The following is a 13,686-nucleotide window of genomic DNA, read 5'->3' on the forward strand; positions in this document are numbered from 1 at the left end:
CCCACCCGCCGCATTCAGACTGAATCAAACATCAGGTCGTCGCTCTGGGTCACCAGGGAAGGCGACAGAACACAGGAGAGCAGGGACTGCAGATGGCCGATTTGACCATCAATGCCGATGACGTCCGCAATGCCTTGACCGAGTTCGCGGCGTCCTACGAACCGGGCGCAGCAGATCGTGTCGAGGTCGGTCGCGTCACCACGGCAAGCGACGGCATCGCCAAGGTGGAGGGTCTTCCCTCCGTCATGGCCAACGAACTTCTTGAATTCGAGGACGGCACGCTGGGCCTGGCCCAGAACCTCGACACCCGCGAGATCGGCGTCGTGGTCCTCGGGGACTTCGCCGGCATCGAAGAAGGCCAGGAGGTGAAGCGGACCGGACAGATCCTCTCTGTCCCCGTCGGCGACAACTTCCTCGGCCGCGTGGTCGATCCCCTCGGCAACCCCATCGACGACAAGGGCCCCATCCAGGCCGAGGGCCGCCGCGCCCTCGAGCTCCAGGCGCCCGGCGTCACCGAGCGCAAGTCGGTCCACGAGCCGCTGCAGACCGGCATCAAGGCCATCGACGCCATGATCCCGATCGGCCGCGGCCAGCGCCAGCTGCTCATCGGCGACCGCCAGACCGGCAAGACGGCCATCGCCGTCGACGCCATCCTGAACCAGCGCGCCAACTGGGCGTCGGGCGACGTCAACAAGCAGGTTCGCTGCATCTACGTCGCCATCGGTCAGAAGGCCTCCACCATCGCCGGCGTCCGCCAGACGCTGGAGGACCAGGGTGCCCTCGAGTACACGACCATCGTGGCCTCGCCGGCGTCCGACCCGGCCGGCTTCAAGTACCTGGCCCCGTACGCCGGCTCGGCGATCGGCCAGCACTGGATGTACGGCGGCAAGCACGTCCTGATCGTGTTCGACGACCTGTCGAAGCAGGCCGAGGCATACCGCGCCGTGTCGCTGCTCCTGCGCCGCCCGCCGGGACGCGAGGCCTACCCGGGCGACGTGTTCTACCTGCACTCCCGCCTGCTCGAGCGTTGCGCCAAGCTCTCCGACGAGCTGGGCGCCGGCTCGATGACCGGACTGCCGATCATCGAGACCAAGGCGAACGACGTCTCGGCCTACATCCCGACGAACGTCATCTCCATCACCGACGGCCAGATCTTCCTGCAGTCGGATCTCTTCAACGCCAACCAGCGCCCGGCCGTGGACGTGGGCATCTCGGTGTCCCGCGTCGGCGGCGCCGCCCAGGTGAAGTCGATGAAGAAGGTCTCCGGCACGCTGAAGCTCGAGCTCGCCCAGTACCGCGACATGCAGGCCTTCGCCATGTTCGCCTCGGACCTCGATGCCGCCTCGAAGCAGCAGCTGACCCGTGGCGCCCGCCTGATGGAGCTGCTCAAGCAGGGCCAGTACAACCCGTTCCCCGTCGAGGAGCAGGTCGTGTCGGTCTGGGCCGGAACCAACGGCCACCTCGACGACGTCCCGGTCGCCGACGTGCGCCGCTTCGAGGGCGACTTCCTCGACTACCTGCGTCATCGCACCAGCATCCTCACCACTCTCGCCGAGACCGGCAAGATCGAGGACTCGACCGTCGATGCGCTGAACAACGCGATCACCGAGTTCAAGAAGGGCTTCCTGGGCGAGGGCGACGACAAGCTCGTCGGCCCCGGCCACGAGGAGCACGCCCCGCTCGCTGAGGACGCCGTCGGCCAGGAAAAGATCGTCAAGCAGAAGCGCTGACATCGGCCGCCGCCCGGGCGGGCCGGCCCCGAGGGTCGGCCCGCCCGGGCAGCGGACAAGGAAAGGAAAAACATGGGAGCCCAGATTCGGGTCTACCGCCAGAAGATCGCGTCGACGCAGTCGATGGGCAAGATCTTCAAGGCGATGGAACTGATCGCCACTTCCCGTATCGGCAAGGCGCGCAGCCGGATGGCTGCCTCCCTGCCCTACGCCAACGCGATCACCCGTGCTGTTTCTGCTGCCGCGTCCGCCTCGGACATCGAGCACCCGCTGACCAAGGAGCACACGCAGGCGCGTCGCTCCGCGGTCGTGGTCCTGACGTCCGACCGCGGTCTGGCCGGAGCCTACTCGTCCAGCGTCCTCAAGCGGGCCGAGGCCCTCACCGAACTCCTGCGGGAGGAAGGCAAGGAGGTCAAGTTCTACCTGGTCGGCCGCAAGGCGCAGGCGTACTTCGACTTCCGTGGGCGCGACTACGCGAAGGTCTGGACCGGCGGAACCGACAACCCGGCGTTCGACATCGCCCGTGAGCTCGGCGCAGCCGTGCTCGAGGACTTCGTCGGCGACTACGAGGACGGCGGCGTGGACGAGATCCACGTGGTCTACACGCAGTTCAAGTCGATGGTCGTGCAGGAGCCGGTCGTCACGCGCCTCCTTCCCCTCGAGGTCGTGGAGGAGGAGACGACGGACAGCTCCGACCTGCTTCCGCTGTACGAGTTCGAACCGGAGCCCGAGCAGGTCCTCGACGCTCTGCTGCCGCGCTACGTCGAGTCCCGGATCTTCGCCGCGCTCCTGCAGGCGGCCGCTTCCGAGCTCGCCGCACGCCAGCGCGCCATGAAGGCCGCCGGCGACAACGCCTCCGAGCTTGTGAAGAAGTACACGCGACTTCGCAACAACGCCCGCCAGGCCGAGATCACGCAGGAACTGACCGAGATCGTGGGCGGTGCGGACGCACTGAACGCGTCCTAGCCAGCCGAACAACACGTAACCCCCCGCTATTTACACGAGCGAAGTGAGAGACATGACTGCCCAACTGAACGAGCAGGGAACCGCAGCCGCGGGCGCCGGTGCCACCGGCCGCGTCGCGCGCGTGATCGGTCCGGTCGTCGACGTCGAATTTCCGGCCGACGCCCTCCCCGCCATCTACAACGCACTGACCACCACGGTGACGCTCAATGGCGTCACCAAGACCCTGACCTTCGAGACCAGCCAGCACCTCGGTGACAACCTGGTCCGCGCCATCTCGCTCCAGGCCACCGACGGCCTGGTCCGCGGCACGGTCGTGGTCGACACCGGCGCCTCGATCTCCGTCCCCGTCGGCGACGGCGTCAAGGGCCACATCTTCAACGTCCTGGGCGAGCCGCTCGACGTCGAGGCATCCGAGATCCAGGCCAGCGACCGCTGGACGATCCACCGCAAGGCCCCGAAGTTCGCGGACCTCGAGGGCGCCACCGAGATGCTGGAGACCGGCATCAAGTCGATCGACCTGCTCACCCCCTACATCAAGGGCGGCAAGATTGGTCTCTTCGGCGGCGCAGGCGTCGGCAAGACGGTGCTCATCCAGGAGATGATCACCCGTGTCGCCCGCAACTTCGGCGGCACCTCGGTGTTCGCCGGCGTCGGCGAGCGTACCCGTGAGGGCAACGACCTCTGGGTCGAGATGGAGGAGGCGGGCGTTCTCAAGGACACGGCCCTCGTCTTCGGTCAGATGGACGAGCCGCCGGGAACGCGTCTGCGCGTGGCCCTCTCGGCCCTGACCATGGCGGAGTACTTCCGCGATGTGCAGAACCAGGACGTGCTGCTCTTCATCGACAACATCTTCCGCTTCACGCAGGCCGGCTCCGAGGTCTCGACGCTGCTCGGCCGCATGCCGTCCGCAGTGGGCTACCAGCCGAACCTCGCCGACGAGATGGGCCTCCTCCAGGAGCGCATCACGTCGACGAAGGGCCACTCGATCACCTCGATGCAGGCGATCTACGTCCCCGCCGACGACTACACCGACCCGGCGCCGGCGACCACGTTCGCGCACCTCGACGCGACCACCGAGCTCTCGCGTGCGATCGCGTCGCGTGGCCTCTACCCGGCCATCGACCCGCTGACCTCGACGTCGCGCATCCTCGACCCGCAGTACGTGGGCCAGGAGCACTACGACGTGGCCGTGCGCGTCAAGCAGATCCTCCAGAAGAACAAGGAGCTGCAGGACATCATCGCGATCCTCGGTGTGGACGAGCTCTCCGAGGAGGACAAGGTCACGGTCGCCCGTGCCCGCCGCATCGAGCAGTTCCTCTCGCAGAACACCTACACCGCCAAGCAGTTCACCGGCGTCGAGGGCTCGACGGTCTCCCTCAAGGACACGGTCGAGGGCTTCAAGGCCATCTGCGACGGCGAGCTCGACCATGTGGCCGAGCAGGCGTTCTACAACGTCGGCGGTCTCGACGACGTCGAGCGCCAGTGGGCCAAGATCCAGGAACAGACCAAGTAGCCATGGCCGAACTCGAAGTCGAAATCGTCGCCGCGGACCACTTCGTGTGGTCCGGCGCAGCGACTCTGGTCAAGGCGCGCACCAGCGACGGCGACATCGGCGTGATGCCGGGCCACACCCCGGTCCTCGCGGTGATGGAGGCCGGCCAGCTGGAGATCACTCCGGTGAATGGCTCGCGGATCACGGTCCAGGCCGACGGTGGGTTCTTCTCGGTCGACAACAACCGCGTGGTCATCGTCGCCGACAACGCCCAGCTCGACGAGGCCGCGACAGCGGGAAACCGATAGTCCGGCCTTGAACGACCTCGGACTGCTGATCATCATCCTGGCCGCTGTCGCGGTCGTGCTGATGGTGGGTGCCCTGCTGCTGCGCCGGTCGCAGCTGCGGGGCGCCCTGGGCACCTTCGACGCCTCCATCTGCCTCGTCTCCGGACGCTGGCGGATGGGGGTTTGTCGTTATGCGGAGCAGGAGCTCGAGTTCATGTCGCTCTACTCGCTCTCGCCGATACCGCGGCACCGCTTCCGGCGCAGCAAGCTCGAGATCCACGGGTGGCGCGAGCCGCAGGGCGCGGAGGCCACGAAGCTGCCCGGAGGCTGGATCGTGGTCGGATTGGAGCACGGTGGCGACCGCTTCGACCTCGCCATGAACTACGGGGCCTACACCGGGCTGAGCGCGTGGCTCGAGGCGGGTCCGGTGGTCGGCATCGGCACCTGGCGGTAGCCGACGGCACCGACGGGCAGGACCCGGAAAGTGACAGACCGAAGGGGTGGGAACGGACGAACCGTTCCCACCCCTTCGGTCTGTCTGCGGCCGCTAGAGCCCGACGACGCCCGTGGCCTGGGGACCCTTGGTCCCCTCGCCGATCTCGAACTCCACGCGCTGGTTCTCGTCCAGCGTGCGGAACCCCTGGGTCTGGATCTCCGAGTAGTGCACGAAGACGTCCTGATCCGCGCCGTCCGGCGTGATGAAGCCGAAGCCCTTTTCAGCGTTGAACCACTTCACGGTTCCCTGAGCCATACTTTCCTCCCGATCGAGATGTCGCTGCCGGCAACCTTTTCGCCGGCAGAGGCGGGGGAGTCGGCCAGGGATTAGTCCCGAGGCCGCAACAAGCGATGTTTCCCACCCGCATAGTGCTTTGCGGGATCGATACAACCAACACAAAGACTGGCTTCAGACTCACACACGGTGGTGACCTCGGCAAGGGTCTCCGGCGAACATTGCGTGAATTGACCTATTCGCCGGCGCTCCGGGTTCCTGACCTGCGGATATGACTCGTTCGTGACGCCCTGGGTCAGGGCTCGACGCGGAGGCCGGCGCGGTAGACGGCCAGCGGCTCGAGGTCCCGGGTGACGACCAGGACGTCGGCGCTGAAGCCGGCGTGGAGCTGGCCCACCTCGTCGGCCAGCCCGATCAGCGAGGCCGGGATGCTGGTCGCGGCCGGGACGGCCCGCTGGATCGGGATCCCGGCGGCGACCACGCTGCGCAGCCCGTCGAGCAGTGTTGCGGCGCCTCCGGCGAGCCGGCCGTCGGCGGTGCGCCCGACGCCGTCGGACACGGTGATCTCCTGGTCGCCGAGCCGGTGCGTGCCGTCGGACAGGCCGACAGCGGATGTGCCGTCGGAGACCAGCATCAGGGCGGGCTCGGGGAGCAGGTTGAACAGCATCCGCACGGTCTGGGGCGAGAGATGGTGGCCGTCCCCGATGACCTCCAGGACTGCTTCCTCCTCGGCGGCGGCATCGAGGGCGGCGCCGGCCGCCCCGGGGGCGCGGTGGTGCCACGGGGGCATCCCGTTGAAGCAGTGCGTGACCGTGGGGACCTCGGCGTACCCGTCGAACCCGGCCGACTCGAGTTCCTCGGCCGCCAGGGCGAGCGATGCCGCGGCGGTGTCGACGTCGGCGTCGGTGTGCCCCATGGAGGGCACGACGCCGTGCGTGACCAGCTGCTCGACGAGGGCATCGCTGCCCTCGAGCTCGGGGGCGTAGGTCATCGTGCGCAGCTGCCCGGCCGCGGCCCCCGCCAGCGTGTCGACGAGGTCGGCGTCGTAGCCCAGCAGGTGCTCGACTGGCTGGGCGCCGCAGCGGGCCCCGGCCAGGAAGGGCCCCTCGGCGTGGATGCCCGCGATGACCCCCTCGCCGGCGAGCTCGCCGAGCCGCTCGCACGCGGAGACCATGCGCTCGGCCGGGGCGGACATGATCGAGGCGAGCAACGTCGTGGTGCCCGTGGCGTACAGCCGCGGGAGGGCCGCCTCGATCTCCTCGCGGCTGGAGGCGGTGAAGTCGACGCCGTAGCCGCCGTGGCAGTGCAGGTCGACGAGCCCTGGCAGCACGAGGGCGGCCTCGGGCAGCTCCTCGACCGTGTAGGTGCCGGCATCCGCGTCGCGGGCGAAGACGTCCCATGGCCCGACGTAGTCGATCCGATCGCCCTCCATCACCACGACGGCGTCGGTCAGCTGGAGGCCCTCGGTCACCACCGTGCCGCGCACCGCGATCCGGGAGGGCGCCGCGGCGGATCCGTCGGGCCCGGTGGATCCGCGGTGCGGACCGGCTCCGCCGGGGGCGTCGTCGGGGGGCGTCGGAGCGGGGAGGGGGGCCATGCGCCCATCCTAGGGGAACGCGGGGCGGGCCCGACAGGGTGGCGGCGACCGGGAGGCGCCGGAGGGCTAGAACAGGCGCGAGGCGGAGTCGTCGACGCCGCGCATCTGGTCGTAGTCCAGCGTCACGCACTCGATGCCGCGGTCGGTGGCGAGCGTGCGGGCCTGGGGCTTGATCTTCTGGGCGGCGAAGATGCCGCGGACCGGGGCCAGGAGCGGGTCGCGGTTCATGAGCTCGAGGTAGCGGGTGAGCTGCTCGACCCCGTCGATGTCGCCTCGGCGCTTGAGCTCGATGGCGACGGTCCGGCCCTCGGCGTCCCGGGCGAGGATGTCGACCGGACCGATCGCCGTCATGTACTCGCGGCGCACCAGCGAGAACCCGGCGCCGAGGGTGTCGATCTGCTCCGCGAGCAGACGCTGCAGATCCGCCTCGACACCGTCCTTGATGAGGCCCGGGTCCACGCCCAGCTCATGGGTGGAATCGTGGATCGTCTCGTGGATGCGAACGATCAGGCGGTCGTCGCTCTTGGCGTTCTGGACGCGCCAGACGGACTCGACGCCGGCCTCGCGGTCGTCCTCGTCCGGCTCGACGGCGCGGAGCACTGCGGGCGGGCTCATCCAGTTCAGCGGCTTGTAGGAGCCGCCGTCGGAATGGACGAGGACGGATCCGTCCGCCTTGACCACCAGCAGGCGCGTGGCCAGCGGGAGGTGGGCGCGCAGACGGCCCTCGTAGTCTACGGAGCAGCGGGCAATGACTAGACGCACAAGAGGACACTCTAGCGAGGCGCGCCGGATCGCGCAGGCCGGCCCTTGTTGGCACAATGGCGGGCATGCCCCGATCGCACCGTCCGCGCCGCCCGTCCGCCGCCCCGGGCAAGGGGAAGCGGCGCAACAAGTGGCAGTCCGCGGGGGAGGAGCGCCCGGTCGAGGCCTTCTCCTTCGGCTTCCCCTCCCAGCAGAGCGCCCGGGACGGGGAATGGCACGTGCGGCGGATCGCCGGCCACCGGGCCGAGAAGCACTACACATGCCCCGGCTGCCACCTCCAGATCGCACCCGGCGTCGAGCACCTCGTGACGTGGCGGTCCGACCACTGGTCCGGCGAGGAGGCCTCCGCCGCCGGCCGGCGGCACTGGCACACGCACTGCTGGAACACGCGCACGGGCCGCTGAGCATCGGCGCCGGGGTGGTCTGCCGGGCCTCGCCGTGTGAGACTCGTCCCAAAGTGGGAACCATTGGACGTGACCGTCTCGTTATCATTGAGATCGGGCGGCGCATCCTCGTGGACCCCAGCGCCGTGGTCGAGTCCTGTTCCCAGCCGTAAGGTGAGTAAGTCCGTGAGAATCCTGTCAGCCGCCGTCGCGATCGTGCTCGGCGCCGTCGCCCTGCTCGTCGGGATCGGCCAGAAGACCTTCTGGGCGCCGTCCGAGACTCTGACCGCCAGTGTGTCCGGCCTTCCCGACGCGCCGTTGACGGTGATCGAGCCCGCCGTGGCCGACGTCCACGACGAGCCCGTCGAGATCACCGTCGAGTCGCCCGCCGAATTCAACGTGATGCTCGGGCGCAGCGGTGACGTGGACGCCTGGGTGGAGGGCGCTGCGGTCAACCGGGTCACCGGGATCGACGCCGAGAACGTCGCCGTCCAGACGGAGCACGTGGAGGGTGAGGCGACCGTCCCGAGCCCGGCCCAGTCCGACCTGTGGGTCGCCACCGACAAGGTGGACCAGCAGACCACCCACACGTGGACTGAGCCGGCGGAGGGCGACTGGTCGCTCCTGCTCGCGGTCGACGGGGAGCAGCCCGCCCCCGTGGACATCACGTTCGAGTGGCCGAACGACGCCGGCACTCCCTTCGCGCTCGCACTGATCATCATCGGCGCGTTGCTGCTGCTGCTCGGTCTGATCCGTCTGATCATGCCCGGCGGCAAGTCGGGCGGCCAGGCCGATGCGAGGACGCCGGAGCCGCAGGACGGGACGAACGGGGGTTCGTCGGCCGGCGGCGTCGCCCGGCGTGTGGTGGCGGCCGTGGCGGCCCTCGGCCTGGGCCTGGGCGGTGCGAGTGCCGCTCATGCGACGCCGAGCGAGGACGCCTCGGAGAGCGCCGCGCCGTCCGAGAGCGCGTCGGCGACACCGTCCGAGCCCGCCGAGTCGGCCCCCGCCGAGGACGAGGGCACCGCCGACACCTCCGAGGAGGAGGGCTACCCCGTGGTGCTCGAGACCCAGCTCGAGCGGATCCTCCAGAACGTCTCGGAGACCGTGGCGGCAGGTGACGAGGAGCAGAACGTGGACGCCCTCCGCCCCCGTACTAACGGCACGGCCCTGGCCCTGCGCGCGCTGAACTACGAGCAGCGCAAGGACGGGCTCGAGGTCGATCCGGCCGAGCCGGTCGCCGCCGGGCCGATCCTCTCCGCCGCTGTCACGACGGACACCGCCTGGCCGCGCACGGTAATCGCCGTGACGCAGGTGGAGGGCAGCGCCTTCCCGCGCGTCCTCACGCTGAAGCAGGAGTCTCCCCGCGAGAACTACGAGCTCGTGAACAACGTGCCGATGCTTCCGGGAACCAGCTTCCCCGGCATCGCCGTGGGCGACCCGGCCGTCAAGCCGCTCGACCCCGCCGAGGAGAACGGGCTGCTCGCCTCGCCGGACGCCGCGCTGGCCGGCTTGAGCCAGTACCTCTCCGATCCGGCGGCGGCCGAGAAGGACCTCTTCGCCGACAGCGTCTTCATCGACCGCGTGCACCAGGCGCAGGAGGCGGTGCGCGACAACGAGGACAACCGCGAGTTCGCCCGCGTGAACTTCGAACGGGGCGTCGACGTCTCCGAGACGAACGTCCTGGCCACGCCCGACGGCGGAGCGATCGTCACCGCCGCCATCGACTCCAGGATGCTGACGACGCCGGCCGAGGACGGCGGGACGGTCTCCCTGGTCGACGAGCTGCACATCGAGATGGCCGGAGGGGATTCGACGACGGGTACCGCTACGTTCAGCTACACCGATACGGTGGCGCTGTACATCCCCGCCTCGGGCAGCAAGGACAAGATCCAAGTGATCGCGGGCGACACCACCCTGAAGTCCGTGACCATCGACGAGTAAGGACGAACAAGCCGGCATGAGCCTCCCCACCGATCCGACGCACGAACCGACCCACGGCCAGCACGAGCCCGCAGCCGCGCCCGCCTCGACCCGCGGCGCCGTCGACCTCTCGGCACTGGCCGGAGGGGGCGGCGCGACGCCTGCCCCCGGCCCCGGGCCGTCCAGTGGGGGCACCTGGGTCAAGCGCATCGGGCAGGCAGAGTTCGAGCAGGCGCTGCAGTGGTCCGAGACGGCACCGGTGGTGGTCTCGCTGGGTGCCGCCTCGGCGCCCGAGTCCGTTCGCCTGGACGAGACGATGGGCGCGCTGGTCGACGGCTACGCCGGCCGTCTCGCACTGCTGCTCGTGGACGCCCAGAAGGAACAGGCCGTCGCCCAGGCCTTCCGCGTCCAGCAGATCCCCGCGGTGGTCGCTGTCGTCCGCGGGCAGCCCGTGCCGCTCTTCCAGGGCGCCGCCTCCCCCGAGCAGATGAAATCGCTCTTCGACGAGCTCATCCAGCTCGCGGTCCAGCACGGCGTCACAGGCACCCTCCCGGCGTTCGGGGTGGCCGAGGGGGAGCAGGCCGAGCCGGAACTGCCACCGCTGCACCGGAAGGCCGTGGAGGCCATCGACACCGGCGACTACGCGGCGGCCGAAGCGGCGTACCGGGAGGCGCTCGCGCAGAAGCCGAACGACCGCGACGCCGAGATCGGACTGGCCAACGTGAAGCTGCTCTCGCGGGTCCAGGCCATGGACCCGCAGGAGGTGCGCTCCCGCGGCGCAGACCACCCGGACGACCTGCAGGCCCAGCTGGACGTCGCGGACCTCGACCTGTCCGGCGGGCACGTCGAGGACGCGTTCCGCCGCCTGATCGGTTTCGTGTCCCGCAGCGCCGGCGACGACCGCGAGGCGGCTCGGACGCGACTGGTGGAGCTGTTCGACGTCGTCGGTCCGCAGGACGACCGCGTGCGTGCCGCGCGCCAGCGCCTCGCCCGGGTCCTCTTCTAGCCCCGCCCCCGCCCCGCCCCCGCTGACGCTGCGGGGCGGCAGCTCGGAACGCAGGCGCCGGTGGGGGTGGCAGGTTCATCCGAAAGGATGAAGCCTCCGCCCCTGCCGCGTTGCTAGATTTGCGCCATGATCGAGCAGGGAATGGACAACGCGCGCCCGCACGCCGCGATCTCGGTGCGGGGGCTGGGCAAGCGCTTCGGCGACAAGGTCGCCGTCAACGGCATCGACCTCGACGTGCCGGCGGGCTCCTTCTACGGGCTCGTCGGGCCGAACGGGGCCGGCAAGACGACCACCCTGTCCATGGCGACGGGCCTGCTCCGGCCGGACGCCGGCCAGGTCTGGATCCACGGCGTCGATGTCTGGGAGCGCCCGCTCGAGGCCAAGGGGCTCCTCGGCGTCCTCGCCGACGGCGTGCGCCTCTTCGACCGCCTCACCGGCCGCCAGCTCGTCACGTACGCCGGGCGGCTCCGCGGGATGGACCCCACGACGGTCGCCGAGCGGACCGAGGACCTCCTGCGGGTCCTCGACCTCGAGGACGCCGCCTCCAAGCTGGTCGTCGACTACTCGGCCGGCATGACCAAGAAGATCGCGCTCGCCACTGCGCTCATCCACTCGCCTCGGGTCCTCGTCCTGGACGAGCCCTTCGAGGCCGTCGACCCCGTCTCGGCCGCCAACATCCGGTCCATCCTGGCCGGCTACGTCGAGCGCGGCGGAACCGTCGTCGTCTCCAGCCACGTCATGGACCTGGTCCAGCGCATGTGCTCCCATGTCGCCGTCATCTCCGACGGCAACGTGCTCGCCGCCGGAACGGTCGACGAGGTACGCGGGGGCGACAGCCTGGAGGACCGCTTCGTCGAGCTGGTCGGCGGCCGCGCCGAGGGCGGGGGACTCCAGTGGTTGCAGAGCTGATCCGGCTCAAGGGAGCGCTCCTCGCCAACGGTTTCCGGCGCAGCCCCTGGCAGCTGGTCGGGGTCATCCTCGGTGCGCTCTACGGGTTGTTCGTCGCTGTCATGCTGATCGTCGGCCTCTTCGGCCTCGGCGGGCAGGACGCTGAGCTCATCGGCACGGTCCTGGTCCTCGCCGGGGGCGTGGCGACCCTGCTCTGGGCGGTGATCCCCGTCCTCGCCGCGGGTGTGGACTCCACGCTCGACCCGGCGCGCTTCGCGCCGTTCCCGATCCCGAGCCGCGATCTCGCCGCCGGGCTCCTGCTCACCGGCTTCGTCGGTGTCCCCGGCGCCGTGACCCTGATCCTGTTCGTCGCGCAGGCCCTGGCCTGGCGCCAGTGGGCACCCGCCGCTGCCGCGGCCGTGGTGGCGGGCGCGCTCGGCGCCCTCTACTGCCTGGCGCTGGCGCGGCTGACCACGACGGCGGCCCACTCGCTTACCGCCAGCCGGCGCTTCCGCGAGGTCGGCACCATCCTGCTCTTCGTCCCGCTCGTCCTGCTCGGGCCCATCATCGGCGGGATCGAGAGCTGGATCTCCTCCGCCGGTCTGATGGACTGGTTGCCGCAGGTGGCCGGAGTCATCGGCTGGACGCCGCTCGGCGTCTTCGCAGCGCTCCCCGCCGACGCCGCGGCCGGAGCCTGGGCGGTCCTCGGACTGCGGTTCGCCGCGGCAGTGGGCTACCTCGCCGCCACGATCTGGCTCTGGGCCGTGCTGCTCCGCCGCTCCCTCGAACGCCCCGCGGGCAGCGGCAAGGGCGGTCGGGCGCAGGCCGGTCTGGGCCCGCTCGGGTGGTTCCCGGCCACGCCGTGGGGCGCCGTCGCCGGTCGGTCCCTGACCTACTGGTTCAAGGACCCGCGGTACGCCGCGAGCATCGTCGTCGTCCCGTTGATCCCGATCGCCTTCTGGTACGCGTCCTCGCAGGCGGAGTCGCCCTTCATGCTCTACGCGGCGTCGCCGCTCGTGGCCGTCATGCTGGGGTTCGCGATCTCCGCCGACGTCTCCTACGACTCGACGGCATTCGCGCTGCACGCCACCACGGGCCTGCGCGGCGTGCACGACCGCCTGGGCCGGGTCCTGGCCTGCTCCGTGATCTCGGTCCCGCTCGTCGTGCTCCTCTCCTTCATCCCGCTCGCGGCCGGTGGCGACCCGGTGGACGTGCTGGCGATTCTCGGCGTGAGCCTCGGCGGCCTGCTCTCGGGCCTCGGCGTGTCCTCGGTCGCGTCGGCCCGTTGGACGTACAGCGTGCCGTTGCCCGGGGAGAACCCCTTCAAGACGCCGCCCGGTGCAGGCGCGCGTGTCGCCGTCGTGCAGCTGGCCACCTTCGCCGTCGCGACGGTCGCGCTCCTGCCCGAACTGGGCCTCCTGATCGCGTTCTTCGTCACCGGGAACCCGCTCTACGCCTGGTTGACGCTCGCGGTGGGGCTGCTCCTCGGCGGCGCTCTGCTGGCGCTCGGCGTGCGGATCGGGGGCCGCTGGTTCGATGCCCGGCTGCCGGAGCTGATGCAGGCGGTCACACTCAACAAGTAGGGCACCGTTGATAGAATGGAGTCCATGAGCCTGCCTGCGAACTCCATCGAGAACGATCCCTTCGACGGCGGAAGCCGCGGCGGTACCGCGACGGTCGAACGCGAGGAGACCCGCCAGCTGATCGAGCCGGGTGACTCCGAGCGGTTCGCGCACTATGTGCGCAAGGAGAAGATCATGGAATCCGCCGTGACCGGCGATCCCGTGATCGCGCTGTGCGGCAAGGTGTGGGTCCCCGGGCGGGACCCGCAGAAGTTCCCCGTGTGCCCGGAGTGCAAGGCCGTGTACGACGGCTTCCGCGACGCCGACGAGAACAGCTGACCTGCCCGGGGCGCCGCCGCGCGC

Annotated in this window: 14 protein-coding genes; 11 read left to right on the forward strand and 3 right to left on the reverse strand. The window is 70.1% G+C overall.

Features of this window, described 5'->3' with window-relative positions:
• The first annotated feature begins 92 nt into the window (after positions 1 to 92).
• The 5 genes from atpA (at position 93) to ABD784_RS00655 (ending at position 4,929) form a co-directional block, all read left to right on the forward strand.
• On the forward strand, positions 93 to 1,730 hold the full coding sequence (atpA, locus tag ABD784_RS00635; RefSeq protein WP_344878489.1) for a F0F1 ATP synthase subunit alpha: 1,638 nt from the start codon (positions 93 to 95) through the stop codon (positions 1,728 to 1,730).
• A gap of 72 nt (positions 1,731 to 1,802) precedes the next feature.
• Positions 1,803 to 2,696: a F0F1 ATP synthase subunit gamma gene (locus ABD784_RS00640; RefSeq protein ID WP_344878492.1), complete on the forward strand. Its 894-nt coding sequence runs from the start codon at positions 1,803 to 1,805 to the stop codon at positions 2,694 to 2,696.
• A gap of 52 nt (positions 2,697 to 2,748) precedes the next feature.
• Complete coding sequence (gene atpD, locus ABD784_RS00645; protein ID WP_344878495.1) at positions 2,749 to 4,209, forward strand: F0F1 ATP synthase subunit beta; 1,461 nt, start codon at positions 2,749 to 2,751, stop codon at positions 4,207 to 4,209.
• A 2-nt stretch (positions 4,210 to 4,211) separates the two neighbouring features.
• Positions 4,212 to 4,496, forward strand: coding sequence for a F0F1 ATP synthase subunit epsilon (locus ABD784_RS00650; RefSeq protein ID WP_344878498.1), 285 nt, complete (start codon positions 4,212 to 4,214; stop codon positions 4,494 to 4,496).
• A 7-nt stretch (positions 4,497 to 4,503) separates the two neighbouring features.
• Positions 4,504 to 4,929 carry a DUF2550 domain-containing protein gene (locus ABD784_RS00655; RefSeq protein WP_344878501.1) on the forward strand — a complete coding sequence of 142 codons (426 nt, stop codon included), beginning with the start codon at positions 4,504 to 4,506 and terminating at the stop codon, positions 4,927 to 4,929.
• A 93-nt stretch (positions 4,930 to 5,022) separates the two neighbouring features.
• Here the strand turns inward: ABD784_RS00655 and ABD784_RS00660 are convergent, their stop codons facing one another.
• From ABD784_RS00660 to nucS, 3 genes are all read right to left on the reverse strand, one after another.
• Positions 5,023 to 5,226, reverse strand: a complete 204-nt coding sequence (locus ABD784_RS00660; RefSeq protein WP_344878504.1) for a cold shock domain-containing protein — start codon at positions 5,224 to 5,226, stop codon at positions 5,023 to 5,025.
• A 274-nt stretch (positions 5,227 to 5,500) separates the two neighbouring features.
• Positions 5,501 to 6,802, reverse strand: a complete 1,302-nt coding sequence (locus ABD784_RS00665; RefSeq protein ID WP_344878507.1) for an N-acetylglucosamine-6-phosphate deacetylase — start codon at positions 6,800 to 6,802, stop codon at positions 5,501 to 5,503.
• Between the two features lie 66 nt (positions 6,803 to 6,868).
• A complete protein-coding gene (gene nucS, locus ABD784_RS00670) occupies positions 6,869 to 7,564 on the reverse strand; it encodes an endonuclease NucS (protein ID WP_344878510.1) in 696 nt (231 codons plus the stop codon).
• 65 nt (positions 7,565 to 7,629) lie between these two features.
• Between nucS and ABD784_RS00675 the strand changes: the two genes are divergently transcribed.
• From ABD784_RS00675 to ABD784_RS00700, 6 genes are all read left to right on the forward strand, one after another.
• Positions 7,630 to 7,968, forward strand: a complete 339-nt coding sequence (locus tag ABD784_RS00675; protein ID WP_344878513.1) for a hypothetical protein — start codon at positions 7,630 to 7,632, stop codon at positions 7,966 to 7,968.
• Between the two features lie 165 nt (positions 7,969 to 8,133).
• Positions 8,134 to 9,888: a hypothetical protein gene (locus ABD784_RS00680; protein ID WP_344878516.1), complete on the forward strand. Its 1,755-nt coding sequence runs from the start codon at positions 8,134 to 8,136 to the stop codon at positions 9,886 to 9,888.
• A 16-nt stretch (positions 9,889 to 9,904) separates the two neighbouring features.
• Entirely contained in the window at positions 9,905 to 10,873 is a 969-nt protein-coding gene (locus ABD784_RS00685; protein ID WP_344878519.1) for a tetratricopeptide repeat protein, read from the forward strand.
• A gap of 126 nt (positions 10,874 to 10,999) precedes the next feature.
• Complete coding sequence (locus ABD784_RS00690; RefSeq protein WP_344878522.1) at positions 11,000 to 11,782, forward strand: ABC transporter ATP-binding protein; 783 nt, start codon at positions 11,000 to 11,002, stop codon at positions 11,780 to 11,782.
• Complete coding sequence (locus ABD784_RS00695; RefSeq protein WP_344878525.1) at positions 11,767 to 13,344, forward strand: transporter; 1,578 nt, start codon at positions 11,767 to 11,769, stop codon at positions 13,342 to 13,344. The genes ABD784_RS00690 and ABD784_RS00695 overlap by 16 nt, the downstream gene beginning before the upstream one ends.
• 24 nt (positions 13,345 to 13,368) lie before the next feature.
• On the forward strand, positions 13,369 to 13,662 hold the full coding sequence (locus ABD784_RS00700) for a DUF3039 domain-containing protein (RefSeq protein ID WP_309082110.1): 294 nt from the start codon (positions 13,369 to 13,371) through the stop codon (positions 13,660 to 13,662).
• The last annotated feature ends 24 nt before the right edge of the window (positions 13,663 to 13,686 follow it).

Origin of the sequence: Zhihengliuella alba (assembly GCF_039538765.1) — a bacterium.
Lineage (GTDB): Bacteria > Actinomycetota > Actinomycetes > Actinomycetales > Micrococcaceae > Zhihengliuella > Zhihengliuella alba.

What these genes read in the sequence shown, in the direction of transcription:
- atpA (WP_344878489.1), top strand. Translation starts at nt 93, where the DNA reads ATGGCCGATTTGACCATCAATGCCGATGACGTCCGCAATGCCTTGACC.
- ABD784_RS00640 (WP_344878492.1), top strand. Translation starts at nt 1,803, where the DNA reads ATGGGAGCCCAGATTCGGGTCTACCGCCAGAAGATCGCGTCGACGCAG.
- atpD (WP_344878495.1), top strand. Translation starts at nt 2,749, where the DNA reads ATGACTGCCCAACTGAACGAGCAGGGAACCGCAGCCGCGGGCGCCGGT.
- ABD784_RS00650 (WP_344878498.1), top strand. Translation starts at nt 4,212, where the DNA reads ATGGCCGAACTCGAAGTCGAAATCGTCGCCGCGGACCACTTCGTGTGG.
- ABD784_RS00660 (WP_344878504.1), bottom strand. Translation starts at nt 5,226, where the DNA reads ATGGCTCAGGGAACCGTGAAGTGGTTCAACGCTGAAAAGGGCTTCGGC.
- ABD784_RS00665 (WP_344878507.1), bottom strand. Translation starts at nt 6,802, where the DNA reads ATGGCCCCCCTCCCCGCTCCGACGCCCCCCGACGACGCCCCCGGCGGA.
- ABD784_RS00675 (WP_344878513.1), top strand. Translation starts at nt 7,630, where the DNA reads ATGCCCCGATCGCACCGTCCGCGCCGCCCGTCCGCCGCCCCGGGCAAG.
- ABD784_RS00685 (WP_344878519.1), top strand. Translation starts at nt 9,905, where the DNA reads ATGAGCCTCCCCACCGATCCGACGCACGAACCGACCCACGGCCAGCAC.
- ABD784_RS00690 (WP_344878522.1), top strand. Translation starts at nt 11,000, where the DNA reads ATGATCGAGCAGGGAATGGACAACGCGCGCCCGCACGCCGCGATCTCG.
- ABD784_RS00700 (WP_309082110.1), top strand. Translation starts at nt 13,369, where the DNA reads ATGAGCCTGCCTGCGAACTCCATCGAGAACGATCCCTTCGACGGCGGA.